This is a genomic window from Paenibacillus sp. J31P190 (assembly GCF_059692075.1).
Genome location: NZ_JCAUAS010000016.1, coordinates 162,425 through 186,476 on the forward strand (window position 1 = coordinate 162,425; position 24,052 = coordinate 186,476).

Genomic DNA, 24,052 nt, shown 5'->3' on the forward strand with positions numbered 1-24,052 from the left:
CCTAGTAATCTATTTAAATTTGTGAAAATTGATAGAGTTGGAATTGGGGAGTTCAATGGAAGTTGGGTGGCGGAAAGAGGTGGCATTTTGGTTGGAAGACACCAATTCCTCGGTGCCATAAAAAATATCGCGTTCTTTCCCACGGTACGAACTCCCTCTAATCTCGCGAACGGATCGCGATCACATGGCGATCAATACCCTGGAGATCCGGCACGAATCGGATCTCGTCCCAGTCAGCAGCGGCGCGCAGCATCGCCGCCACAGCCTCCGCCTGCCGTATGCCCACCTCGAACCCGACCACGGTCGGGATTCGCGGCAGCTGCGGCAGCTGCGAGATCATCCGGCGGTAGAGGTCGAGTCCCTCGACACCGCCGAACAAAGCCGTGTGCGGCTCAAACAGCCGCACCTCCGGCTGAAGCGCCGGCAGGTCGCCATCAGGGATATACGGTGGGTTCGACACCAGTATATCCGGCGCGATCCGGCGCGCAATAAAGGGCTCGAGAAGGTCCCCCTCGAGCCACTCCACCCGCGCAGCCACGCCGTGGCGCTGCGCATTCACGCGAGCCATCTCCAGCGCTGCCGCGGAGATGTCGCTGGCCGCCACGCGCCACGCAGGGCGCGCGTGTGCCACCGTCACCGGGATGGCTCCGCTCCCGGTGCCCACATCCGCAAGCAGCGGAGCGCCTTGCGGGAACAGACGCGAGCCCTCGTGGAGCAAAGCTTCCACGAGCAGCTCCGTCTCCGGCCGCGGAATCAGCACGGCCGGGCTAACCGCAAAGGGAAGGCCGAAGAAATCCTGCTCCCCGATAATATACTGCACCGGCTCACCCGCGGCCTTCCGCTCCACTAGCTGGCGCCACGTTTCCGCCAGCTCCACAGGAAACTGTTCCGGAAAACGGAACAACAGCTCCGTCCGACTGCAGCCCAGCAGGTGCTGCAGCAGCAATTCCACACAGGAAGCGGCCTCGGCCACACCGAGCTTCCCTAAAAAAGAAGAAGCCTCAACAAAGGCTTCTCTTAAACTCTTAGCAGCAGTCGACATCACATTGCCTGCTCCCCGTTATCTAAAGCATCGGACTGCGCTGCAATCGTGAGCGCCGAAACGATCTCTGCCATGTCACCATTAAGCACAGTTTCTAAGCGATGCAAAGTCAAACCAATACGGTGATCGGTAATCCGGCTTTGCGGGAAGTTATACGTACGAATACGTTCGGAACGGTCACCCGTACCAACCTTGCTTTTACGCTCGCCCGCATATTTCGCTTCCTCTTCCTCACGCATTTTATCGGAAATACGTGTGCGAAGCACGCGCAGCGCTGACTCTTTATTCGAGTTCTGCGATTTCCCATCCTGACAAGTCGCTACGATACCCGTAGGTACATGCGTCACACGCACAGCGGATTTCGTCGTATTAACCGACTGACCGCCCGCTCCACTTGAACAGAACGTATCAACGCGAATATCCGCATCATGGATGACAATCTCTACATCTTCCGCTTCCGGCATAACCACTACCGTCGACGTTGAGGTATGGATACGTCCACCTGATTCCGTTACAGGAATACGTTGTACACGGTGCGCCCCACTCTCATACTTCAACTTACTATAAGCGCCTTTACCGGTGATCATGAAAATAATCTCTTTAAAACCGCCCAAATCGTTTACAGAAGCATCGAGAATCTCCGTTCTCCATCCTTGCGCATCCGCATAGCGCGTATACATGCGATACAAATCGCCTGCGAACAAAGCAGCTTCGTCGCCGCCTGCCGCACCGCGAATTTCGACGATTACGTTCTTATCATCATTAGGGTCTTTAGGCATCATGAGCATTCTAAGATGTTCTTCCAACTTGGCGGATTGCTCGCTAAGCTCTTCAATCTCCATTTTGACCATTTCACGCATTTCATCGTCCAGCTTTTCGTTTTGCATCACTTTGGCATCGGCCAGCTGTTCGCTCACACTTTTATATTCGTTATAAGCATCATAAGCTTCTTGAAGATCAGATTGCTCTTTAGAATACTCTCTAAGCTTCTTTGTATCACTTGTAACATCCGGGTCACACAGCAGTTCGCTTAATTTATCATAGCGGTCCACAATTGACTGAAGTCGATCCAACATATAGGATCACTCCTTTCTTTACTTTTTTTATTAATTACACATTAAATCTGAAATGCATGACGTCTCCGTCATTCACCACATACTCTTTACCTTCGAGACGCACTTGGCCTTTTTCTTTCGCACCATTCATCGACCCGGCAGCTGCCAAATCATTATAAGAGACGACTTCAGCACGAATAAAACCACGTTCGAAATCGGTATGAATAACACCAGCCGCTTGAGGAGCTTTTGTTCCCTTACGGATTGTCCATGCTCTTACTTCCTGTACCCCAGCTGTGAAATACGTGTACAAGCCAAGTTTTCTATAAGCTGCTTTAATCAATCTATTCAAGCCGGACTCTTGAAGTCCCAACTCTTCGAGGAACATCGCTTTTTCTTCGTCTTCCAGCTCGGCGATTTCGGATTCAACCTTCGCACTGATCGACACCACTTCGTTGTTTTCGCCCTCAGCAAATTCTTTCACAATTTTCACAAAAGGATTTTCATCTGCTGTTGCTACTTCATCTTCACTTACGTTTGCCGCATAAAGCACGGGTTTCATTGTCAGTAAATGAAGGTCGCGCACGAGAAGCTTCTCATCTTCGCTAAGATCCAGACTGCGTGCCGGTTTATCTGCATAAAGCGCTTCTTTAATACGCTCTAAACACTCCACTTCAGCAACAACTTTCTTGTCGCCGCCTTTGAGGTTTTTGCGCGAACGCTCGATCTTCTTCTCTACCGACTCAATATCGGCCAAAATTAATTCAAGATTAATCGTTTCGATATCGCCGATTGGATCCACTTTACCGGAAACGTGGGTAATATTATCATCTTCAAAACAACGTACAACATGCACAATGGCATCCACTTCACGAATGTGTGCCAAAAATTTATTTCCAAGCCCTTCACCTTTGCTCGCACCTTTTACCAAACCAGCAATATCAACGAATTCAAAGGCTGTCGGGACAATGCTCTTAGGCACAACAATCTCTACCAGCTTCTGCAATCTCTCGTCTGGTACTTCAACTACCCCAACATTCGGATCGATCGTACAAAACGGATAATTCGCAGATTCTGCTCCCGCCTGTGTAATTGCATTAAACAATGTCGATTTTCCTACGTTCGGTAGACCGACGATACCTGCTTTCAAAGCCATTGTAGTTACAACTCCTTAATTTTCGAAAATCATCCTTCTTATTATATAGCACTTGGAACGCAAAAAAAAGCCTGAAGGCTATCGATTCGCCGCAGACTTTTTTTCCGTCGCTTTTTTAAATTGCTCTTCCCGCTTCTGTACGAAGTAAGTTTCGATCTGATTCGTAAGGATAAAACCCCTTAAAGCATTGGTTTTTTCCTGCGGAATGTCGATATAACTAGCCCCGTAATAAAAACCATTTTCAACCTTTTCTTTTCTTACAATTTCCATCGAACAAGGGATCGTAAAGCCCAAATCCAGCTCGACCTCAAGTTGGGAATGTTTTTGAACGATCTTATCAATCATAGAATTATCATTAATGGTAAATCCTAGTCCGTTGATGGATATATTTTTGATTGAGATACCAAGCGGGTTTTCAAATTGATGTTTATTTCTTTTATTCATATCCTGAAGTCCGAATAGGAGACCTGTATGTTTCACATCCACGCGTGGGAATTCCCTTTTTTCTGCGAATTTCTTACGATTTTCAGGTGGATTAATGACAATGACGGAGCCGAATTCTTTGGCAACAACGGTTGTATTCATCACAAACAAGCCGGATTTGGTATAAACCGTCATTTTCGCTTTATCACCAAGTTGGAAGACATCGTATTCCGGCAATTCCACCTCAATGATATCTCCAAGAGCATAGGTTAGTACACCTGTGGCTACGAAATCGTCCTTTCCCAACACAGCCTTGCTATCGATTAGCACATCAGCGTCATACCCCTCCTTACTTCCGTAATATTTCATGACGTTATACCCGTTGGCCATTATAATCAGCACCTCTTCCTTACTCAAGTTATTCCCTATATAAAAATAGACCGCCCCTTAGGTAGGAGCAGCCTATTACCTCAATCAAAAAAAGCATCGATTTTCGGTAACTAGGCTGCCATAGTTCCAATGGAACCGTAGACCCTCAGCTTTGCGTCCTTGCTTTTCAACAAGTTTGCCTTTGTCGAACCTTGCTATTTATTTTTACCTATCACGTACTATATGGTCTAAAAGACCTACTAATATCTATCATTATACCTAGCGTAGTTGCTATTATCAACAAAATTCCTTGCATAGCTGTTCTTTTTGTTGTATGTAATGTTAGATAGATTAAATATCCACAGCTTTTTAAGTTATCCACAAACCTATCCACAGGTTGTTAACAACGGAATGAATGTTCGATTGTTATGCACATGTGGATAAAAATATATTAGCGAGGTGTTCCCCTGTGGATGAACATATCCCCTGGATGAAAGAAGCCATTCAAGAGGCTCTTAAAGCCGAAGCCATCCGAGAAGTACCGATTGGAGCGGTCGTTGTCCATCAAGGTCAAATCATTGGCCGCGGCTACAATTTGCGTGAAACAACCCTAGATCCTCTCGCTCATGCCGAAATGATCGCCATCAAACAAGCGAGCGAGCATCTGGGGGCCTGGCGGCTTTTGGATTGCCAGCTCTATGTCACCCTAGAGCCTTGCCCGATGTGTGCGGGCGCGATTGTGCAATCGCGGATTCCGGAGGTCATCTACGGCACCATTGATCCGAAGGCTGGCTGCGCCGGAACGCTCATGAATTTGCTGCAGGAGGACCGGTTCAATCACCGTGTCGATGTCGTTAGCGGGGTCTTACAAGAAGAGTGTTCGACGATGCTGACCCAATTTTTCCGTAAATTACGCGGTAAAGCTTAGAAGTTCCGTCATCTAATTCTTCATGGCCGTTGCCAACTCAGCTAGTTTGTTCATCGTATTCCAATTTCGTGTTGTTGCCGTATCCCCAAGTTTCTGAATATTGCTCGCTAGTTTCGAATCCAGAACGCTTTGACGAAATAGAAAATAAATTTCGCGCCCATTGATCTGGAATTCATCCGCATCACTTATTCCTTTGGACAAGACGTCGGAGGTTTGCTGCGGAGGATCTTCCGATAGAACAGAAATCTGTATCGTTTCGCCTTCTAATAAAGCATCCACTTCATATGGACAAGTCGCAAGAATCTGTGCCAGCTCCTCTATCGTACGCAAAATGACGGTAGGTGAAACGCCTACGGCTTTGCTAATCTCCTGCTCGATACGCTGGCGCAGCGGTTCTACCGCTTCCTCCGAGATGAACAAGACATTTCCGCTCTGCAAATACGTTTGCACCTTAGTTAGTCCCGCCGCTTCAAGTGTCTTTTTCAAATCCGCCATTAAGGTTGCGCCACGAAAGCCTTCGTGCTATCATAATTCTTGCCATGCGCCCGTAGCTCAGCAGGATAGAGCAACAGTTTCCTAAACTGTAGGCCGGATGTTCGAATCATCTCGGGCGCGTATACGAAACACCAAAAAGAGCCACCTCAAACAGGTGACTCTTTTTTTATGCTATTTATTTTATCTCTATACTGACCCGGTGTCATATCCTCATACTTTCGGAACAGTCGAATAAAATACGAAGGCTGATAGCCGATCTGCTCCGCAATCTCGTTTACCTTCAAATCCGTACCGACAAGCAGCTTCTTTGCCTTGTCCATGCGCAGCGAAATCAAGTAATCGATAAAGTTCATGCCATTGATTTGCTTGAAAGCTTTACTCAGCGCGTAGGACGTTGTATGGAATGCATCCGCACATTCCTCCAAGGAGATATCGCTGCTCATAAACCGCTCCTGTATCCGCTCCGTTACGCGTTCTACTAGGCGCTTCATATGAATGTCTTGATATTCATTAAGCCTCTCGATATAAGGCGATATCACCTTCTGTTGGAAGAAACGCACCATCTGTTCCGGTTCCCGAAGCTGAGTTAGCTGCTCATACAAGTTGTATCCTTCGAATAAATGATGCGGATTAAAGCCCGTTTCGAGCATTGTATGAAGCATATAGCCTAGTACCTGCATCACACCCTCCTGCAGCTGCTTTTCCTTATTGGACTGACGAACCAGTTCCTGAACAAAGCTCTCGATCAGACTTAGCGACTGCTCGCTTTGTCCCATACGAATAGCCTGCATAAGCTCCTTTTCCAAAGCAAACGGATAGTGCAAATCCTCATTGGCATTTGGCAGCATTTCCTCCAAATCAAGCACCTGATGATCTGCTTTTAGATCCCGATATCGGATAGCACTTCGTAAGAATGACAATAGCTGTGGCAGGTCATGCACTTGAGATGTCAATCGCCCCATGCCAACAGCTGTCTGCATCTTAAGCAGTGCGCTAATCGTATGCCCCAAATCGTCGGCCAGCAAATAAAGCTCATCTTTGGCTTGTTGTTTCGTCCTATCCATGGGATAGGAGAGAAGAATACCCACTGTCATATCCTGAAAGTTGATAATCTCAGCAGATTGATTTCGCGTCCGAACCATCTCCTGGGCAATATTCGCTGCTGCAAAGGTAACCAACTGCTCCTCACTTTCTAGAAATCTGCCATCCTCCTTCGCAAAACCGGTAATCTGCACCAGCAGCAGAGCGAACCATTGTTGCTCCGTCTTCCAGTCGAAGCTCTCCATTCGCCCTCTCAACTCAGACTCGCTTAAGGAGTAGAAATGACCTTGAACCAACTGCAAGAGGAATGCTGACCTTAGTGCAGGGTAGGCCTGGTCAAGTTTCAATTCCAGCGCTCTGCTCTCCTGACTTAAATGCTTCCACTCTCTCTCGATAAAAGCTAGTTCATCCTCTTGGCTCTCTTGCGTTGTCTTGTAATCTTTGATGACATTCACCAGCCGTACAATCGGTTGATAAATCCGTTTGGATGCGACCCAAGAGAGCAGAACGGCTATAAGCAACCCTATTCCTCCAATGCTGAGCATGCTCCTCGACATAAACTCAACGGGTGCTGTAAGTTGAGATAAAGAGGTTGCCGTTACATACTTCCACAGAGTCCCTGTACGGGTGAATTGACCGTAAGCGATAGAGTAAGACTGTCCTTTACGATCCAGAATGTAAGAGTCGGATTCTGCCGTCCTGTCCATTACACTTTCATGAATAGCTGCCTCTAATTGGACGTGCTCCTCATTGACGGTTTTCTGGGAGACGATAATATGTCCATCCTTTGCCATTAAGAAGGAAGCCCCATTGTTATCTGTGGTCATTTCCTCTACCATCTGCACCAGTTTCTCTTTATTCAAATATAAAATAAGCGCACCGTATGGCTCTCCCACATTAGGAAGCTTTTGGACTAAGGCAACTGATTCCGACTTCGCATTTACTTTAGGCAGCGAATCCCACCAAAATACCCCTCGCTTTTGATTCATTAATGCGTGGAAAGTGGCCCGCTCCTGCTCATTTTTAATGGGAACGATGCCCTCGTTATCCGAAATAATAATCGGCTCCTGCCGATCCAAATAGAGCTGCGCCTGATCAATTAACGGGTAGGCTCCCTTCATTACGCCCAGAAAACGATATAAATTTTGCGTCGTGTTGTATTCATCGCTTAAATTCATATCCCCAAGACGTGAATCCATTCTACTATCCAGCGACCACTGTGTAGCAGCCAGTTCCAGCTGGGCCAGATTATCGTTCATGCGGTCCATCGTTTTTTTAAGAAGTGCATCATGATTTCGCATAATTTCCTTCTCGATGTGGGTACGTCCTGTAATATAAGAAGTGTATCCGATGATCGCTGTAGGCAAGCTGGTAATGCATAACACTAAGATCAAGCTTTTACGATAAAAATTGCCCCTGCCGGAACGCTGCGTCCACCAACACCAAACTTGCCTCCATCGATGCCACATAACCAATCCCTCTCTAACCAAATACCGAAATCCCCCTCGACTGCGCAAAAATTTTGGCGTCGGGGGGGACGGTACTTATTTATTTAGCACTATTTCGTTTCTGATAAGCGTCATTCAATTCTTGCGTGATCTTCACCATATCCGGATCTGCTTTCAGCTTGGTTACATAAGCGTCCCATGCGCTCAATGGTTCTTTACCCATAATAACTTTGGTCTTCATATCTTGAATTTTCTTTCTCAGCTCCGTACCTACCTTGGAGTTCGTGTCGGAGTTTAGACCCAGAGCAGGATCTCCAACGCTGATTTTGGCTTTCTCATCAATGATCTTCTTATTGCGCTCTAAGAAATCATTCGGCATACCTGTGCGGTAAGCACGCAAATATTGATCATATTTCAAGAAAATTTGGCCCAATGCCTGTTGGGCTACGATATCTTTCTTAGCCTGCTCGGTGGGTGTTTTGAAACCATCCTTCTCTGTGTAGTGAACATCCTTCAAGCCAAAGCTAGCCAGATCATAGCCTTCTTGTGTAGCGCCGTAATCCATAAATTTCATCAGCTGTTTCACTTTAGCTTCAGGCACAGATTTCGGTATGGCGTACATCCCGAAGTATCCGCTGTCTTTATTCGAGTATCCGTTAAGCGATACCAGTGGTATAAAATCCGCTTTCGGGTTCGTTTTACGTAATTCTTCTGTAGGTTCCCAAGCAGCCTCGGCTGTATCCTGGAAGCCACCGCCACGGTTCGCCTTCAGCAAGTCCTTAGCCTGTGTATTTTTAAGGACAGCGATATCCTCAGGAATCAACTTCTCTTGGTAAGCACGGTTCATCCATGTAAGTGCATCCTTTATTTCAGGCAGCACATTGACATTGACCAGCTTGCCGTCTACCAACTTCCAATCGCCATTGACTTTCGTGAAGCTGTTCTGAAGCTGATTCATGTAAGACATCCCGTTCTGATCGACAAAGCCTACATAACCAATCGTATCATTTTTCCCGTTACCATCAGGATCTTTCTCAACGAATGCTTTCAACACCGTATATAATTCATCCGTTGTCTTAGGAATTTCTAGTTTCAAGGTGTCTAGCCAATCCTTACGTAGGTAAGGGAAGCCACCGCCATCTGTAGGACGAGCGCGAGGAATACCGTAATTTTTCCCATCGGCTTGTTTGGTGTTTTCCCAGGATGCTTTCGGATATTGCATCAAGTTAGGGTAGTCCTTCAACATCGGCGTCAATTCCCAGAATGCGCCTTGGGCTACCATACCGCGTACTTGAGCGCTGAACGGGTCATCCAGCAAGATCAAATCGGGAATGTCCCCCGAGGCCAATGTCACATTGATTTTATCCCCATAATTGTTGGGCGACACCCATGTAATTTTCAGCTTCGTGTTTGTTTTCTTCTCGATTTCCTTCACGATGACATTATCTGCTCCCGGAGGTTCCGGTGTGTAATACATCGTCATAATACTGATCTCGGTCGGCTTAGCTGAAGCTGCTGCTCCAGTACTGCTAGCAGGGGCATTCTCGTTGCTTCCGCAAGCTGCAAGGATCGAGGAAACCAGAAGGGTAGAAGCGACGGCGCCTATTGCTTTCTTTTTCATAATCATTATTGTACAACCTCCCCAAATTATCATCAATTGAACTATTCTTTAACAGAGCCAACCATGGCTCCTTTAGCAAAATGCTTCTGCAGGAAAGGATACACCAGCAGAATCGGGACGGTCGCAATGACCACCGCAGCCATCTTCAATGTTTCCGGCGGAATACGTTGCTCCGACATCATCTCAGCCGCGGCCCCGCCGCCTGCTGCCGTTGAAGCATCAATCAACATATTTTGCAGCAATACTTGGAGCGGCTGCTTCGTAAAATCATTAATGTATAAGAGTGCCGTGAAGAAGGTGTTCCAGTAAGCTACTGCGTAAAACAACCCGAACGCAGCAAGCGAAGGCAACGAAAGCGGTAAAATGATACGATACCAAACGCTGATGTCATTACAACCGTCGATTCTAGCTGACTCCTCCAGACTCGCTGGAATACTGTCGAAAAAGCCCTTCATCAGCAAAACATACCAACCACTTGTTAGGACAGGCAAGATAAGCGACCACGTGCTATTAATCAAGTGAAGGTCTCTCACTAACAAATACGGAGGAATAATACCTGGATTAAATAAGGTCGTAAGCAGGATTAGCAGCATGATGAACTTGCGGCCCTGCAGTCTTTTGCGGGAAATCGCATAGGATAGACAGGAAGTGACCAATAAACTGATTGCTGTGCCGACTACGGCTAGAAATATACTGTTTCCTATCGCATGAAGGAAAGCATCCGTAGACATGAGGTATTTGTAGGAAGACAAGCTCCACTTGGATGGAAACAGCGTCAGTTCACTTGATAAATAGCTGGACGGATCACTGAACGAAACGACAAAGACATAGTAAAGCGGAAAGAATGTGACGATACCCAGTATGCCAAGCAGAATGGCGTTCACTGCGTTAAACACGCGATCACTTTTGGTTGTAATGTTTGAAGACATCAAGGACTCCTCCTTCCTTTTCTTAGTAAACGCCGTCTTCACCAAATTTCTTGGCGAGCTTGTTCGCTCCAATGACCATCAATAAACCAACGACCGATTTGAACAAACCGACAGCCGTACTGTAGCTGAATTGCCCCTGCTTCACGCCTAAACGATACACATAGGTATCGAAAACGTCCGCCACTTCGGAAACAGCCCCGTTCATCATCAAGAATACCTGTTCGAAGCCAACGTCCATGATATGACCGATCCGTAAAATTAATAGAATAATAATGACAGAGCGAATGCCTGGCAATGTAATGTGCCACATTTGACGGAACCTTCCGGCACCATCCATTTTCGCCGCTTCGTATAACTGAGGGTCAATACTCGCCATAGATGCAAGGAAAATAATCGTTCCCCAACCCGCATCCTTCCAAATGGACTGTGCCGTAAGCATGCCCCAAAAGAAGCTTTTATTTGTTAAAAAATCAATCTTTTCAAATCCAAGGCTGACCAATATTTGATTGATCACTCCATCCCCCGTCGAAAACAGCAGGAAGGTAATGCCCACGATAATAACCCATGATAAAAAATGAGGTAAGTACACGATTGATTGAATGATTTTCTTATAAGCCATGTTTCGTACTTCGTTCAACATTAAAGACAGCAAAATCGGTAGCGGAAAGAAGAGAACCAAGGACAAGATGTTAATCGCTAACGTATTGCGGAAGAGCATGAAAAAGTCAGGATTTGAAAAAAAACGTTGGAAATGCTCCAGCCCCACCCACGGGCTTCCCGACATGCCTTGGTAAGGTGAATAGTTTTGGAATGAAATGATGATTCCCCACATAGGCACATATTTGAAAATAAGGAAGTAGAGCAGCCCAGGAAGTGCTAAAACATATAAAAACTTGTCCCGAGCGATGCCTGACCAGACCTGTTTCAATCGACTCGCGCCAACTGTTTTTTTATTCAAGTTACCGGTTTCGTAATCGATTTCCATGTTGAATCCTTGCCCCCTCCTCTATAGTGGTGATTTGTGCTAGTCGGTGCTAGCGGTCGGTTAACAACTGCTTTCAATTTACAAGGCTCATCCGTTTCCATCAATCATCCATTTTTGTTAGAGGAATCATGAGGCATGGTAAGGGATAGCTTGCTGATTTCCACCCATTGTCTTATTTTGCAAACATCCAGTCATAGCCTTGCTTCAATCGATGTTCTATAATAAAACGATAGATTATTAGCCCTCACTTCAATCTAAGAACCTAATCCGAAAGGAGCTCCCACTTCGATGACAAGCATCAAAGCTTCATCCTCCTATCGCATTCCGCTCTTCTGTATCGTCACACTGCTGTTCTGGATGTCGATGTATACGAGCGTTCCCATTATGGCGCCTTACGTAGAGTTCCTTGGCGGGAACCACCAGTTGGCTGGATGGATTGTCGGCATGTACGGGATCTCCCAAATGCTGTTGCGAATTCCCGTAGGTATCATGTCAGACCGGTTCCATAAGAGAAGGCTATTTATTACCTTTGGCCTGCTATTCACGGCTATAACGGGTTTAGGACTATGGATCACTCATGACTTCACATGGATCCTTATTCTCCGAGCACTGGCAGGAGCAGCCGCGGCAACCTGGGTTGATTTTACCGTATTATTTACGAGTTACTATAAGCATGAAGAGTCAACAAAAGCGATCGGAACGATATCCTTCTTCAATTCACTTGGTCAGGTTTTCGGTATTCTCGGTGCAGGATGGGCGGCAGATTCCTTCGGCTGGGAGGCCGTCTTCATTTTGGGAGCTGTGCTTGGCTTGCTGGGGATGATTGGATCCCTTTTCCTAGTAGAAAAAGTTGAGCTCGATGCGCCTAAAATTACGATGCGCGGTATCGGTGACGTTGCGACGGACCGTACGCTGCTATTCGTTTCATTGCTCGCTATCTTATCGCAAGTCCTCATATTCGCAACTGTTTTCGGATTTACGCCTGTTTATGCAACTCAGCTTGGAGCTGATAAATTCTCCTTATCGATGCTTTCGTTATTTGCCAACGTACCGGTAGCGCTAGCTTCCTTATTTGGCGGGCGGCGATGGGCTGTCCGGTACGGGGAGAAGCACATGGTTGTGTGGGGCTTTATTCTTATGGGGATATTTACATTTACGATTCCTTTTACGCATCACCTTTGGGTATTGATGGTTACCCAAGCTTTTGCCGGCTTTGGTCGCGGTCTTTCTTTTACCTTACTCATGGGGATGAGTATTAAGCATATGCCTGCGGATAAACGGGCGACGGCAATGGGGTTTTTCCAAGCTATTTATGGACTGGGCATGTTCGTTGGACCCGTTCTAATGGGTATAATCGGCGATTGGTTCTCTCTGAATCAGGGATTTATTGTGCTGGGTGTACTTGGCGTTTTGAGCGCACTTCTATCTCAAAGGTTCGTACAAAGTACGACTTCTAAGCATCAAGCCAAAGCTAGCAGTTCTACTGCAGCTCTTTAAAAGGGGGAACGGATCTTGAAGATTCGTTCTTTTTCTTTTTGAAAACGTGCAGGGGTACCGGTGGTGACCTTCGTCTATTCATGCGGAGAGGAGGAGAAGCATATTCAGGAACAAGCACTCGTAAAGCGCATATTGAATGGCGATGAGGCAGCATTCCGTGAGCTTGTAACAACATATCGTCACTATGTGTTCCAAACGATCTTTGCCATTGTACGCCATGCTAAGGATGCAGAAGATTTATCACAGGATGTTTGGACCCGGATCTATTTCTCCCTCCCTCAGTATCAAATGAAGGGTCTGAAAACCTGGATGACTCGCATCGCGGTGAACCGGGCTATCGATTTCAAACGATCGGCCAGCAGGCGTAGGGAAGAAATGACGGCTGAGATGGAGGAACCCATCCAATCCTCTGGCACTCATCCTTATTCTGAGCATGGCGTGGAACATGAAGTGATGTTAAATGAGACGACTGAGCTCGTGCGTAAGAAGCTTCATCAAATCCCTGCCAATTATCATGAAGTATTAACGGCCTACTATATTCATCATCAGTCGTATCAGGATATTGCCAATGCTCATGGGGTAACTGTCAAAACGGTAGAATCCAAGCTATATAGAGCCAAGCAGTGGCTTCGTAACAATTGGAAGGAGGAGGAATTCTTGTGAACCATTATAATGAACAAGCGTGGAAGCAATATGTGGAAGAGCGTCTATCACCCGATACTATAAGTGAGATGGAGCTTCATCTGTATCAGTGTGATGAATGCTTGACGATATATATGACTTGTTTGGAACAAATGGAAGGTATACTTCCGATCATGGAAAAAGATACGCAAGGGTATGTAGATGCCATTATTGCCCGTACGACAGGTACTAAGCGCTCTTGGTACCACTCAACCATGCTGCATTACGGTATTGCGGCAGCGGCTACACTTATCCTGGTGGCTACCGGCTTCTTTCACGGAATTTCGCAGGAGTTGGACTCTGTAGGTTCATTTAAACCTACTAACTCTATAAACACCTCTTCCTCCCTGCAAACAGATAAACCGATCTCGGACCAATTGTTAAATAAAACACTGACGTGGCTAGACACGTTACAAAATAAATAAAAACAAGGAGGTTACACCCTTAATGCCTAATAAAAGCAGCCTAGTCGCTTTCCTGCTGTCCTTTCTGCCTGGAGTAGGCCATCTATATATGAACCGCTTATTACGCGGGCTCTTATACGGTGGTGGGTTCTTTGGATCGTTATTCCTTATCTTCGTGGGAGTCGCTTTTTTGCATGCCCCGGATGACTTCCTGATTCTTCTTGCCTTGCTGGCCGCCTTGATATGGGTTGTGAATATGCTGGATATGATTATCTTCCTACTGCGCTCACAACCCTATCGCCTGCCTGGCTCTTACGGGTCTGAGCAGCATGGGCAGCATGAGCAGCCTTCCTGGGACGCCAATCCCTATTCCACTCGAATGGCTGGTCAACAAGAAAAAACAAAAATTATGCTGCTCTCCTTCATCCCTGGACTCGGACATTATCAGCTTGGGTTGATGCATAGAGGTCTTACGGCAATGGTCTCCTTTTTTGGAGTCGCGATATTAGTATTCTTCGTCACCATCATGACGCATAACGAAGGCTTTGTTGCCTTTCTGTTGGCCTTGCCAGTTCTGTGGTTTTATACGATGTTTGACGCACTTAAACAACATGGGAATAAACAAGCGGGGTTAGAGCTTATAGATCGCAGTATTTTCGAAGACTTCCACTTTGGGGATGACTACGGACGCAAAAACCGGACATTGGCAACGATTATCGCCATTTTTCCAGGTGCAGCTCATTTGTACCTCTCTATGACGAAACGCGGCGTCCAGCTCATGGCGATCTTCCTTTTCTCCATTTATATATTGGATGTACTCCGATTGTCTCTGTTTTTATTCTTGATCCCGATTCTCTGGTTTTTTAGCTTTTTTGATGCTTTGCAGAGCATTACGAAGTACGAAAATGGTACCCTAATTGATAAACCAATCATCGAGAATTGGACGGCTTATCAACGACCCATTGGCATGGTTTTGATCTTACTTGGCAGCTACTATGTCTTAAAAGATGTTGTTGTCCAATTTATGTATCAAATTTTACCTAGCGCAAGGAATTACATGTATTTAATTACGAATTTCAGCCAAACCCTCATCGTAGCACTATTGCTGATCGGCGGCGGCATACGTTTGTTAATGAACCGTAAACAGCATGTTTCAACGTTTTCAACGTTTACTGATGATGCGCATTCGTCGTACCAATCGAATCCAATGCCTCAAAACTATCTAGAAATCGACGAAAAAAAGAACCCCTAAGGGTTCTTTTTTGTCGGTGTTGATGATTTCTTTAAAACGTGTTACACGTAAACCTTAGGAAAATCTGCTTATAAAACACGATACGTGTCTTTGGCACATCCCCTCCAGCCTGATTATAACAGGTAGAAAAGTCCTCTATGCAACGGTTGTTTCCCTTTCGCTAAATGCTCCAACGGAACCACACCTCTCTGCTCACCGACAAAATATAGTATGTCCGGCTCCTCAGTTTTTAAACATTTTGTAAAGATTTTTTTTCGCGTTATTAGTTTTCATGACCGCGGCCTTCTCCATGAGAAGCTCTAGAGTGATTTTGATTCTTCACTTTCTTGGAGCCTGATAATGGCTCTGGACTATTATTACGATCACTATTCTTTACTGAACCGTTTTCGACCAGATTATCCCCCGCAGAATAAGATTTCGGTTTAGACATTTAGTGGTCTCCCCTGTTCTTGTCATGGTTTAATGCATCTTGATGTCTATGATCATTGACTTGCTGCTGCACTTGCTGAGCCTGATGGCTGTTAACAGGACTAGCTTCAAAATCTTTAGCTACATTCTGCAAATTTTTATCAACCGCTCTTTGCTTAGTCATTGTGATATCCCCCTCCGCCCTTAGGCGTGTGTTACTTTCTGCAAGGCTTGTGCGCATTCATGGATATGGCGAATGTAATCATCCACCAGATTCTGCACAATTTCGCTGGTCTCATCAATGTGTGTAGTGCCCTGCTGCACATCAGTCAGTTCAACCTTAACCTCTCTGTCGTCCACGTAGGTGACTTTAAAATCGATTGTATAGCCCGTATGCCCCGCCGCTATAATATGAACCCACAGTGCCTGAGGATCGGCCTCATCGGCCCATACACGCGCCTGATCGGTTGGATGCAGTGTTGTCGGGAGTACCGTCATCCACTCATTTACCAATTCAGCTTGATCAATCGTTAGCTTGTCAGCTTTGCTCATAGGTAACACCTCCACATGTATAAAATGCGGAGGCTACCCGTCTTTTATCCATGTAAAAAAACAACAAAAAAAGCCACACGATTCGATAAAGAATCGCATGACTTCTTGGTTGGGGTATTACCATGGTTACGGAGAGGGTGGGATTCGAACCCACGGAGACCTTGCGACCTCGGCGGTTTTCAAGACCGCTGCCTTAAACCACTCGACCACCTCTCCACGATAGGTGTCTCCTACTAGGGAGACAACCTTGTGCAGTGACAAAAAGCATTGTAGCACAGATCTTATAGGAGAATCAAGTGCTATTTTTTTGTAATCACTTTAACATTGTTCATGTAAGGAATGAGAACCTCAGGAACCTGAATCGAACCGTCAGCTTGCTGGTAATTTTCGAGAATCGCAGCCACTGTACGACCAAGCGCAAGACCTGATCCATTCAACGTATGTACAAATTCCGGCTTCGCCTTCGCATCTCTGCGGAAGCGAATGTTCGCTCTGCGAGCTTGGAAGTCTTCGAAGTTACTGCAGCTAGAAATCTCACGGTAGGCACCGCTGTTTGGCAGCCATACTTCCAGATCGTACGTCTTAGCCGACGTAAAGCCGATATCCCCTGTGCAGAGTGACAACACACGGTAAGGCAGTTTCAGCAGCTGTAGAACGCGCTCAGCATGCCCTGTAAGCTTCTCCAGCTCATCGTAGGAGTCTTCGGGCTTAACTAGCTTAACAAGCTCAATCTTGTTGAATTGGTGCTGTCTGATTAAGCCGCGTGTATCTCTACCTGCAGATCCAGCTTCTGAACGGAAACATGCACTGAATGCAACAAAATTAACAGGAAGCTGATCATTTGTGAGAATATCTTCTCGGTGATAATTCGTTACCGGTACTTCTGCTGTCGGAATAAGGAAATAATCCGAATTCTCCAGTTTAAAAACATCTTCCTCAAACTTTGGAAGCTGCCCCGTTCCCGTCAAACTCTCACGGTTAACGATATAGGGAGGAAGCATTTCTTCATAACCATGCTCATCGCTGTGCAGGTCCATCATGAAGTTAATCAATGCACGCTCCAGTCTTGCGCCAAGCCCTTTGTAGAAAACGAAACGCGAGCCCGTAACCTTCGCCGCAGCTTCGAAATCCAGTATGCCCAGCTCTTGCGCTATTTCCCAATGCGGCTTCACTTCGTAATCGAATTGTGGAATCTCGCCAACCCGGCGCAGTTCCACATTCTCTTCTTCCGTACGGCCCACAGGAACGCTTGGATGGGGCATATTCGGGATAGAGAGCAAGATCTGCTGTAAGGACTCGTCCAGTACGCGAATCTCGTCATCGAGCTCTTTAATGCGGTCTCCGACGACTTTCATTTCTTGGATCAGCTCATCCGCATTCTCGCCGGATCTTTTACGCCCAGCTACCTCTTGGGATACCGTATTTCGGCGGTTTTTGAGCTGCTCAGTTTCTTGTAAGAGCTCTCTGCGCTTCAAATCTAATTCCGTGAAGCCGTTCAACTCTTCAATTTGTTTACCGCGGTTTTGCATTGCAGCTTGCACAGCTGCCAAATCACTTCGAAGTAACTTTACATCAAACAAGGAGATTCCTCCGTTAGCGCAAAATGGTTAGAATATGGAAGCAAGCACCTTTACCGGCTATAATCCGGTGATATCAAGGTGCTTGTACCATCAATTATGCTTGTCTTTGCTTTACCATGTCTAAGAAATAGCTGTGCAGACGGAAGTCGTCTGTCAGCTCTGGGTGGAATGACGCTGCAAGGAGATGCCCTTGCTGCGCTGCAACGATCTGGCCGTCATACGTAGCCAGTACCTCTACCCCCGGTCCCACCTTCTCGATGAGTGGGGCCCGAATAAAGACAGCGCGAACGTTCTCGTCGATGCCTTTGATCGGCAAGTCCGTCTCAAAGCTTTCGCGCTGACGACCGAACGCGTTGCGAGCCACCGTGATATCCATCAGCTCAAGGTGAGCTTCCGGCTGTCCGGTGATCTCTTTCGCGATGACAATCAACCCCGCGCAGGTGCCGAATATCGGCTTGCCCGCGGCGGAAAAATCCTTCAGCGCATCAATGAAACCATAGGTGCGCATTAACTTGCCGATTGTCGTACTCTCTCCACCGGGTAGAATAATCCCATCAAGATCAACTAGCTGCTCAGTTCGTTTGACAACGACGCCTTCGGCGCCAGCCTTCTCGATCCCACGAATATGTTCTGCTACCGCGCCTTGCAGCGCGAGAACTCCGATCTTCGTCATTACCAGCCGCGCTCCTGCATACGCTCAGAAGCTTGCAGCTTGGAAATTTCGATTCCCTTCATAGGGGCACCCAGGTTTTTGGAGATTTCTGCAATCAATTTATAGTCAGTGTAGTGAGTTACGGCTTCAACAATCGCTTTCGCGAATTTTTCTGGGTTGTCGGATTTGAAAATACCAGATCCAACAAATACACCGTCAGAACCAAGGTGCATCATAAGCGCTGCGTCTGCAGGTGTGGAAACACCGCCAGCTGCGAAGTTAACAACCGGCAATTTACCTGTTTCGTGAACTTGTAGAAGCAACTCATAAGGAGCGCCAAGTGTTTTCGCTTCAAACATCAATTCGTCCTTGGACATCCCTTGGATTTTGCGAATTTGACCTTGAATTGTACGCATATGACGAACAGCTTCTACGATATTACCAGTTCCTGGCTCACCTTTGGTACGAAGCATGGAAGCACCTTCACCGATACGACGCAAAGCTTCACCAAGATCGCGGCAACCACATACGAATGGAACCGTGAAATCACGTTTGTTGATGTGGAATACTTCATCTGCAGGTGTAAGTACTTCACTCTCATCGATATAGTCAACGCCTAGGGATTCAAGAATTTTCGCTTCAACGAAGTGTCCGATTCTTGCTTTCGCCATAACTGGAATGGATACTACTCTCATCACATCTTCAACAATTGAAGGGTCTGCCATACGGGATACGCCACCAGCTGCACGAATGTCAGCGGGTACGCGCTCAAGTGCCATAATAGCGGACGCGCCAGCTGCTTCTGCGATTTTAGCTTGCTCGGCGTTCATAACGTCCATGATTACGCCGCCTTTTTGCATTTCGGCCATACCAGTTTTAACGCGGGAAGTTCCTGTTTCCATTCTTTATTTCCTCCTATAGCTTGTATGCCAATTTCATGCAGTTTCCTACACGATTCGATAGTAAATCTTCTAAACAATTATTTTACATGAAGGAGGGTTAATATACAACCCATTTTCTGGTCTAGGAACCGCCTTTAATCCCTTTAAACATATCGCTGAAGAAGTTTTTGAAGGAGCGGAACAAGAGGCGAATCCAGCTGCCTTTTTGTACATCATCATTGGCAATTAGATCAACTGTTTTTTCTTGCCCATTGTAGCTTACCTTCACTTTGCCGAGCGTATCGCCCTTCGCAATAGGTGCTACGAGCTTACTCTCTTCAAGCGGCTCTGCCGTGATTTTAAAGTCTGTATCTTTCGCACCTTTTCGAGTGACGAACGTCAGACCCGTTTTTGTTACGAGAGGCACTTGCGTTTGAACACCTTTCTTAATGTTTACGATTTTCAAAGATTCTATTTCTTGCTTCGCATTTAGGAAAGGTTTAATTTCGAAATTATTAAATCCATAGTCGAGCAGCTTTCTCGTTTCATTGAAACGCTCCGGTTCTGTTTTGGTACCCATAACAACGGTGATAATACGCATTCCGTTTCGTTCAGCAGTCCCTGTAAAACAGTACCCTGCATCATCGGTAGAGCCTGTTTTCAAACCGTCCAGTCCTGTATAAGCATACTTTTTCAAATTCGTGTTGCTCTGATTTCCTTCTAACATCCAGTTCCAATTGATCATTGGCGTTTTATCCGTAGCTCTTAATTTTAAAGAAGGAATTTTCGTGAATTCAAGAATTTCTTTATGATCTTTAAGGATATTATAGGCCAGAATGCCGGCATCTCGCGCAGTCATTTTGGTCTCACCATCAATAGATGCCGGCGGATTTTTGAGATCGGCACGTGAAAGTCCAGTTGCGCTAATGAAATGAGCTTTGTCCGACATACCAAGTTGTTTGGCTTTTTCATTCATCATTTTCGCAAAATTCTCTTCCGTACCTCCGAGTAATTCAGCAAAAGCCACGGAAGCATCATTCGCGGAGTAGATTGACATTGCATTAAACATATCTTTGAAAGTCAGTGTTTCATTTTCAGCGATCAGTTGTCCAGAACCAATCACGTCCGCAGCATTTTTGCTTGCAGTCACTGGTGAATCCCATTTGAATTTACCTTCTTTAATACTCTCCATAGCCAGATACTCGGTCATCATTTTGGCCATACTGGCTGGCGGGAAAGCTTCATCCGCATTTAGTTCATAGAGCACAGCTCCTGTGCTTGCTTCCATAATAATCGCAGATTTAGCTGCTGGTTTAGGTTCATTAAGCGCTGGCGTTGGCGCCGTTGAGGCTGCTGGTGCTACTGGTGCAGTTGTGGCTGCTGGTGCTTTGGTATCCGCGGCATATGTTGGTTGTATATGTAAAAGTAAGGATTGAGCAATTAAACTAACACCTAACACCAAAGCAACCTTTTTCTTTGTAAAACTTAAAAATCTCACAATTTCACTCTCCCTAGTGATGTAATAACACGTTATATTGTACCACACCCCATTAGACAAAAAAAAGAAGACGTAGGTTCATTTCCCACGCCTCCAAATTCATCCATAATGTGACAATTACAACGAGTAATTAGGTGCTTCTTTGGTAATTTGAATATCATGCGGATGGCTTTCTTTTAAGCCTGCACCCGTAATTCGAATAAACTGCGTATCATGAATAAGTTCTTGAATATTGCGGGCACCACAGTACCCCATACCTGAGCGAAGACCGCCCACGAGTTGATATACGGTATCTGCCATTGGCCCTTTATAAGCCACACGACCCTCGATACCTTCAGGAACAAGCTTGCTCTCGTTCTCTTGGAAATAACGGTCCTTGCTGCCTTCCTTCATCGCCCCTAAAGAGCCCATACCCCTATACACCTTGAATTTACGTCCTTGGAAAATCTCCGATTCACCTGGACTCTCGTCCGTTCCAGCAAAAAGACTACCAATCATAACCGCACTGGCTCCGGCAGCGATCGCTTTGACAACATCCCCGGAGTATTTGATACCGCCATCTGCGATAATAGGGACTCCAAACTCTGCAGCTGCTTGCGCACAATCATAAATAGCTGTAATTTGAGGAACACCAATTCCTGCAATAACCCTTGTTGTACAAATGGATCCAGGCCCAATTCCTACCTTCACCATGGATGCTCCAGCTTTAATAAGGTCACGTGTACCGTCACCTGTGGCTACATTCCCTGCGATGATAGGTAGCTCCGGATATTGTGCTCTAAGCTTTTTCACAGTTTCTGAAATATTAATGTGATGACCATGCGCAGAATCTACGACAATCACGTCGATGCCTGCTTTTACAAGAGCTGCAGCTCTCTCCATAACGTCCTTAGCAACACCTACAGCCGCGCCTACGACTAAACGACCCTGTGCATCCTTAGCGGAGTTAGGGAACTGAATGGCCTTCTCAATATCTTTAATGGTGATTAAACCTTTAAGCTCAAAATTCTCATCGACCAAAGGCAGTTTCTCAATTTTATGCTTTTGAAGAATGCCTTCCGCTTGTTGAAGCGTAGTCCCCACAGGAGCCGTAACCAGATCTTCTTGAGTCATTACTTCTTTAATTTTAATGGAATAATCATGAACAAAACGCAAGTCACGGTTCGTTAAAATCCCCACCAGCTTGTTGGCTTCATTCACAATTGGTACACCAGAAATGCGGTATTTCGCCATCAGTTCTTCTGCGTCATAAACATGATGCTCCGGTGTAAGTGAGAAAGGATTCGTGATAACGCCACTCTCTGATCTCTTAACACGGTCAACATGCTCAGCTTGAAGCTCAATGGTCATATTCTTATGGATAATCCCGATACCGCCTTCTCGTGCCATCGCAATCGCAAGCGCTGACTCCGTAACAGTATCCATAGCAGAGCTAATAAATGGGATATTTAATTTCACATGAGGCGCGAGCACGGTTGAAACATCGATCTCCTTACCGAACACTTCAGACTTTCTCGGCACCAACAATACATCATCAAACGTTAAGCCTTCCTTACCAAACTTGTCTTCCCTCACAACACGTATTCCTCCTTAGCGCTCTCTATGAAAGAAAGCTTTGTTCGAATGAATCTTCTCATTCGTTTTGTTATATGATTGCAATCTTAACAAAAGCCTATTTTTCGTGTCAAGGAAAAGGACAAGTCTACCGGCTAACCTTCGGCCCGAATAAGTCAATTCCGTTAACGATACGAATACGTGCTGCTCGAGTTCCACAACAAAAATTGTTCTACACCCTGCTCCTTAGCCGCTTTAATTTGCTCTTTAACATCAATCGTTCCATATTTCTTATGCGGTTTTACCCAAGTAGCTGTAAAATCTTGATACCACGGTCTTATTTCCGCAATATGGCTATCTGATTTCAATAAAAGCTGGTTCTTCCCATTTGCATCGCTGATCGCTTTACGAATAACCGCATAGGGCTGTAAATCGGGATTCTTAATCCCATATACCCCACTTGTATAATGAGATGGATACAACATAGGTGAGATATAATCAATTTGCTTACTGATCATCGACCAATCTTGTCCAATGCCCATATCATTATCAGACGAAGTGGTTAATCCAAAAACATCAGCAGATAAATAAGCTTGTCCACCAATTTGTTCTTTAGCTTTCTTGAGGAAATTCTCAATTACCTGCGCTTTCGTCCAATGATTAGGGTTATCGAATTTAACCTCCTGATCTACTTTCTTGCCGTTCTCAGGAAATCTCACATAATCAAACTGAATTTCATCGAAACCTAATAAAGCGGCTTCCTTAGCAACTTGAATGTTATACTCCCACACTTTTTCCTTATAGGGGTCCACCCAAGCTGTTCCTTTATTATCCTTCCATACGTTACCAGCTTGAGTCATCATCGCATATTTACTTTTTTTCATGCTTAAATAAGGATCTTTAAAAACAACGACTCGCGCAATCGTATATATGTGCTTCTCCTTTAATCTTAAAAGCATGGCTTTCAGATCACGAATAATAACATGGCTATTAGCCCCTATCTCATTTACCAAAGGAACCGCCGACGGATATGTAACTTGTCCCGAATCGCTCTTAACATCGATAACCATCGCATTCAGATCGGTTTGTTCCACTAGGTCAATCAACTGCTCAAATTTATTACCTACCGCTGACCAGGCAGATACGTAAATCCCTTTTACAATCTGCTTAGCAGGCTTTTGAGGCGGGGTCTTGACCTCATCTGATGACAATTGATTCGCTTCTTTGATTGAGATAGGCAATGTCTTCCCTAAATTGTTTAAAGCGCCTAGCGGATCAGTAGCTTCCTTAATCGAGTCCATCTTCGCTGAGCAGCCACTTGTCATCTGTATTACAAAGAAACCAAGAATCAAAACACGCAAACTTCTCCTGTAGATCGATGCACCCATACCAATCCCTCCTCATAGGGCTAGTATGGTTTAATATGTCGTATTGTACTGATGTAAAAAAAAGAGTCTTTCTGGAATTTCTTCCAAAAAGACTCTTTATAAGTGCTTGGCAACGTTCTACTCTCCCAGAACCCTGCGGTTCAAGTACCATCGACGCTGGAGGGCTTAACGGTCGTGTTCGAGATGGGAACGCGTGGGTCCCCTCCGCCATCA

At 45.7% G+C, this 24,052-nt stretch carries 23 protein-coding genes, 2 tRNA genes, 1 rRNA gene and 1 riboswitch; of the genes, 6 read left to right on the forward strand and 20 right to left on the reverse strand.

Annotation, left to right across the window (positions count from 1 at the left end):
• Positions 1–157 precede the first annotated feature (157 nt).
• The 4 genes from prmC to AC58U0_RS24965 form a co-directional block, all read right to left on the reverse strand.
• Entirely contained in the window at positions 158–1,042 is an 885-nt protein-coding gene (gene prmC, locus AC58U0_RS24950; protein WP_497381614.1) for a peptide chain release factor N(5)-glutamine methyltransferase, read from the reverse strand.
• Positions 1,042–2,118: a peptide chain release factor 1 gene (prfA, locus tag AC58U0_RS24955; RefSeq protein ID WP_497381615.1), complete on the reverse strand. Its 1,077-nt coding sequence runs from the start codon at positions 2,116–2,118 to the stop codon at positions 1,042–1,044. The genes prmC and prfA overlap by 1 nt, the downstream gene beginning before the upstream one ends.
• A 34-nt stretch (positions 2,119–2,152) precedes the next feature.
• The gene (ychF, locus tag AC58U0_RS24960; RefSeq protein WP_173192273.1) at positions 2,153–3,253 is read right to left on the reverse strand and encodes a redox-regulated ATPase YchF; all 1,101 of its coding nucleotides are present in this window, start codon (positions 3,251–3,253) and stop codon (positions 2,153–2,155) included.
• Between the two features lie 78 nt (positions 3,254–3,331).
• Complete coding sequence (locus AC58U0_RS24965; RefSeq protein WP_497381616.1) at positions 3,332–4,066, reverse strand: PilZ domain-containing protein; 735 nt, start codon at positions 4,064–4,066, stop codon at positions 3,332–3,334.
• Between the two features lie 102 nt (positions 4,067–4,168).
• Positions 4,169–4,256: riboswitch (cyclic di-GMP riboswitch) on the reverse strand.
• Between the two features lie 279 nt (positions 4,257–4,535).
• On the opposite strand from AC58U0_RS24965, the gene tadA reads away from it, so the two are divergent.
• Positions 4,536–4,973, forward strand: coding sequence for a tRNA adenosine(34) deaminase TadA (tadA, locus tag AC58U0_RS24970; RefSeq protein ID WP_497381638.1), 438 nt, complete (start codon positions 4,536–4,538; stop codon positions 4,971–4,973).
• A gap of 12 nt (positions 4,974–4,985) precedes the next feature.
• On the opposite strand, the gene AC58U0_RS24975 is transcribed toward tadA, so the two are convergent.
• Positions 4,986–5,468, reverse strand: coding sequence for a DUF1697 domain-containing protein (locus AC58U0_RS24975; protein WP_497381617.1), 483 nt, complete (start codon positions 5,466–5,468; stop codon positions 4,986–4,988).
• A gap of 46 nt (positions 5,469–5,514) precedes the next feature.
• On the opposite strand from AC58U0_RS24975, the gene AC58U0_RS24980 reads away from it, so the two are divergent.
• Positions 5,515–5,588: transfer RNA gene (locus AC58U0_RS24980), tRNA-Arg, on the forward strand.
• A gap of 26 nt (positions 5,589–5,614) precedes the next feature.
• Here the strand turns inward: AC58U0_RS24980 and AC58U0_RS24985 are convergent.
• The 4 genes from AC58U0_RS24985 to AC58U0_RS25000 form a co-directional block, all read right to left on the reverse strand.
• Entirely contained in the window at positions 5,615–7,978 is a 2,364-nt protein-coding gene (locus tag AC58U0_RS24985; RefSeq protein WP_497381618.1) for a helix-turn-helix domain-containing protein, read from the reverse strand.
• Positions 7,979–8,057: 79 nt separating this feature from the next.
• On the reverse strand, positions 8,058–9,584 hold the full coding sequence (locus tag AC58U0_RS24990) for an extracellular solute-binding protein (RefSeq protein WP_497381619.1): 1,527 nt from the start codon (positions 9,582–9,584) through the stop codon (positions 8,058–8,060).
• 35 nt (positions 9,585–9,619) lie between these two features.
• Positions 9,620–10,507, reverse strand: a complete 888-nt coding sequence (locus AC58U0_RS24995) for a carbohydrate ABC transporter permease (protein WP_497381620.1) — start codon at positions 10,505–10,507, stop codon at positions 9,620–9,622.
• A gap of 22 nt (positions 10,508–10,529) precedes the next feature.
• On the reverse strand, positions 10,530–11,492 hold the full coding sequence (locus tag AC58U0_RS25000) for an ABC transporter permease (protein WP_497381621.1): 963 nt from the start codon (positions 11,490–11,492) through the stop codon (positions 10,530–10,532).
• A 288-nt stretch (positions 11,493–11,780) separates the two neighbouring features.
• Between AC58U0_RS25000 and AC58U0_RS25005 the strand changes: the two genes are divergently transcribed.
• The 4 genes from AC58U0_RS25005 (at position 11,781) to AC58U0_RS25020 (ending at position 15,326) form a co-directional block, all read left to right on the forward strand.
• A complete protein-coding gene (locus tag AC58U0_RS25005) occupies positions 11,781–12,989 on the forward strand; it encodes an MFS transporter (RefSeq protein WP_497381622.1) in 1,209 nt (402 codons plus the stop codon).
• Positions 12,990–13,052: 63 nt separating this feature from the next.
• Entirely contained in the window at positions 13,053–13,652 is a 600-nt protein-coding gene (locus AC58U0_RS25010) for an RNA polymerase sigma factor (protein WP_497381623.1), read from the forward strand.
• Entirely contained in the window at positions 13,649–14,095 is a 447-nt protein-coding gene (locus AC58U0_RS25015; protein WP_497381624.1) for a hypothetical protein, read from the forward strand. Before AC58U0_RS25010 ends, AC58U0_RS25015 begins: the two co-directional genes overlap by 4 nt.
• Positions 14,096–14,117: 22 nt before the next feature.
• Complete coding sequence (locus tag AC58U0_RS25020) at positions 14,118–15,326, forward strand: hypothetical protein (RefSeq protein WP_497381625.1); 1,209 nt, start codon at positions 14,118–14,120, stop codon at positions 15,324–15,326.
• A gap of 262 nt (positions 15,327–15,588) precedes the next feature.
• Here AC58U0_RS25020 and AC58U0_RS25025 read toward each other — a convergent pair whose 3' ends face one another.
• From AC58U0_RS25025 to rrf, 11 genes are all read right to left on the reverse strand, one after another.
• Positions 15,589–15,756 carry a small acid-soluble spore protein P gene (locus AC58U0_RS25025; protein ID WP_497381626.1) on the reverse strand — a complete coding sequence of 56 codons (168 nt, stop codon included), beginning with the start codon at positions 15,754–15,756 and terminating at the stop codon, positions 15,589–15,591.
• Positions 15,757–15,918 (reverse strand): hypothetical protein, encoded by a 162-nt coding sequence (locus AC58U0_RS25030; RefSeq protein ID WP_164484184.1) that lies wholly within the window; start codon positions 15,916–15,918, stop codon positions 15,757–15,759.
• 20 nt (positions 15,919–15,938) lie between these two features.
• Positions 15,939–16,286 carry a hypothetical protein gene (locus AC58U0_RS25035; protein ID WP_497381627.1) on the reverse strand — a complete coding sequence of 116 codons (348 nt, stop codon included), beginning with the start codon at positions 16,284–16,286 and terminating at the stop codon, positions 15,939–15,941.
• A 129-nt stretch (positions 16,287–16,415) separates the two neighbouring features.
• Positions 16,416–16,502: transfer RNA gene (locus AC58U0_RS25040), tRNA-Ser, on the reverse strand.
• Positions 16,503–16,585: 83 nt separating this feature from the next.
• Positions 16,586–17,866 carry a serine--tRNA ligase gene (gene serS, locus AC58U0_RS25045; protein WP_497381628.1) on the reverse strand — a complete coding sequence of 427 codons (1,281 nt, stop codon included), beginning with the start codon at positions 17,864–17,866 and terminating at the stop codon, positions 16,586–16,588.
• Between the two features lie 94 nt (positions 17,867–17,960).
• The gene (gene pdxT / locus AC58U0_RS25050; RefSeq protein WP_497381630.1) at positions 17,961–18,539 is read right to left on the reverse strand and encodes a pyridoxal 5'-phosphate synthase glutaminase subunit PdxT; all 579 of its coding nucleotides are present in this window, start codon (positions 18,537–18,539) and stop codon (positions 17,961–17,963) included.
• Positions 18,539–19,420 (reverse strand): pyridoxal 5'-phosphate synthase lyase subunit PdxS, encoded by an 882-nt coding sequence (gene pdxS / locus AC58U0_RS25055; RefSeq protein WP_029195693.1) that lies wholly within the window; start codon positions 19,418–19,420, stop codon positions 18,539–18,541. The genes pdxT and pdxS overlap by 1 nt, the downstream gene beginning before the upstream one ends.
• 121 nt (positions 19,421–19,541) lie before the next feature.
• A complete protein-coding gene (locus AC58U0_RS25060; protein WP_497381631.1) occupies positions 19,542–20,897 on the reverse strand; it encodes a D-alanyl-D-alanine carboxypeptidase family protein in 1,356 nt (451 codons plus the stop codon).
• 117 nt (positions 20,898–21,014) lie between these two features.
• A complete protein-coding gene (guaB, locus tag AC58U0_RS25065) occupies positions 21,015–22,472 on the reverse strand; it encodes an IMP dehydrogenase (protein WP_497381632.1) in 1,458 nt (485 codons plus the stop codon).
• A gap of 164 nt (positions 22,473–22,636) precedes the next feature.
• On the reverse strand, positions 22,637–23,839 hold the full coding sequence (locus AC58U0_RS25070) for a putative glycoside hydrolase (protein ID WP_497381633.1): 1,203 nt from the start codon (positions 23,837–23,839) through the stop codon (positions 22,637–22,639).
• A 104-nt stretch (positions 23,840–23,943) separates the two neighbouring features.
• Positions 23,944–24,052: ribosomal RNA gene (gene rrf / locus AC58U0_RS25075) — 5S ribosomal RNA — on the reverse strand; the annotation flags it as partial.

Excerpts from the sequence above, each read along its gene's own strand:
- AC58U0_RS24995 (WP_497381620.1), bottom strand. The coding sequence starts at position 10,507 with ATGTCTTCAAACATTACAACCAAAAGTGATCGCGTGTTTAACGCAGTG.
- AC58U0_RS24985 (WP_497381618.1), bottom strand. The coding sequence starts at position 7,978 with ATGTGGCATCGATGGAGGCAAGTTTGGTGTTGGTGGACGCAGCGTTCC.
- AC58U0_RS24975 (WP_497381617.1), bottom strand. The coding sequence starts at position 5,468 with ATGGCGGATTTGAAAAAGACACTTGAAGCGGCGGGACTAACTAAGGTG.
- AC58U0_RS25035 (WP_497381627.1), bottom strand. The coding sequence starts at position 16,286 with ATGAGCAAAGCTGACAAGCTAACGATTGATCAAGCTGAATTGGTAAAT.
- AC58U0_RS24965 (WP_497381616.1), bottom strand. The coding sequence starts at position 4,066 with ATGGCCAACGGGTATAACGTCATGAAATATTACGGAAGTAAGGAGGGG.
- AC58U0_RS25025 (WP_497381626.1), bottom strand. The coding sequence starts at position 15,756 with ATGTCTAAACCGAAATCTTATTCTGCGGGGGATAATCTGGTCGAAAAC.
- pdxS (WP_029195693.1), bottom strand. The coding sequence starts at position 19,420 with ATGGAAACAGGAACTTCCCGCGTTAAAACTGGTATGGCCGAAATGCAA.
- AC58U0_RS25070 (WP_497381633.1), bottom strand. The coding sequence starts at position 23,839 with ATGGGTGCATCGATCTACAGGAGAAGTTTGCGTGTTTTGATTCTTGGT.
- AC58U0_RS25005 (WP_497381622.1), top strand. The coding sequence starts at position 11,781 with ATGACAAGCATCAAAGCTTCATCCTCCTATCGCATTCCGCTCTTCTGT.
- tadA (WP_497381638.1), top strand. The coding sequence starts at position 4,536 with ATGAAAGAAGCCATTCAAGAGGCTCTTAAAGCCGAAGCCATCCGAGAA.
- prfA (WP_497381615.1), bottom strand. The coding sequence starts at position 2,118 with ATGTTGGATCGACTTCAGTCAATTGTGGACCGCTATGATAAATTAAGC.
- AC58U0_RS24990 (WP_497381619.1), bottom strand. The coding sequence starts at position 9,584 with ATGATTATGAAAAAGAAAGCAATAGGCGCCGTCGCTTCTACCCTTCTG.
- pdxT (WP_497381630.1), bottom strand. The coding sequence starts at position 18,539 with ATGACGAAGATCGGAGTTCTCGCGCTGCAAGGCGCGGTAGCAGAACAT.
- AC58U0_RS25030 (WP_164484184.1), bottom strand. The coding sequence starts at position 15,918 with ATGACTAAGCAAAGAGCGGTTGATAAAAATTTGCAGAATGTAGCTAAA.
- AC58U0_RS25000 (WP_497381621.1), bottom strand. The coding sequence starts at position 11,492 with ATGGAAATCGATTACGAAACCGGTAACTTGAATAAAAAAACAGTTGGC.
- prmC (WP_497381614.1), bottom strand. The coding sequence starts at position 1,042 with ATGTCGACTGCTGCTAAGAGTTTAAGAGAAGCCTTTGTTGAGGCTTCT.
- ychF (WP_173192273.1), bottom strand. The coding sequence starts at position 3,253 with ATGGCTTTGAAAGCAGGTATCGTCGGTCTACCGAACGTAGGAAAATCG.
- AC58U0_RS25020 (WP_497381625.1), top strand. The coding sequence starts at position 14,118 with ATGCCTAATAAAAGCAGCCTAGTCGCTTTCCTGCTGTCCTTTCTGCCT.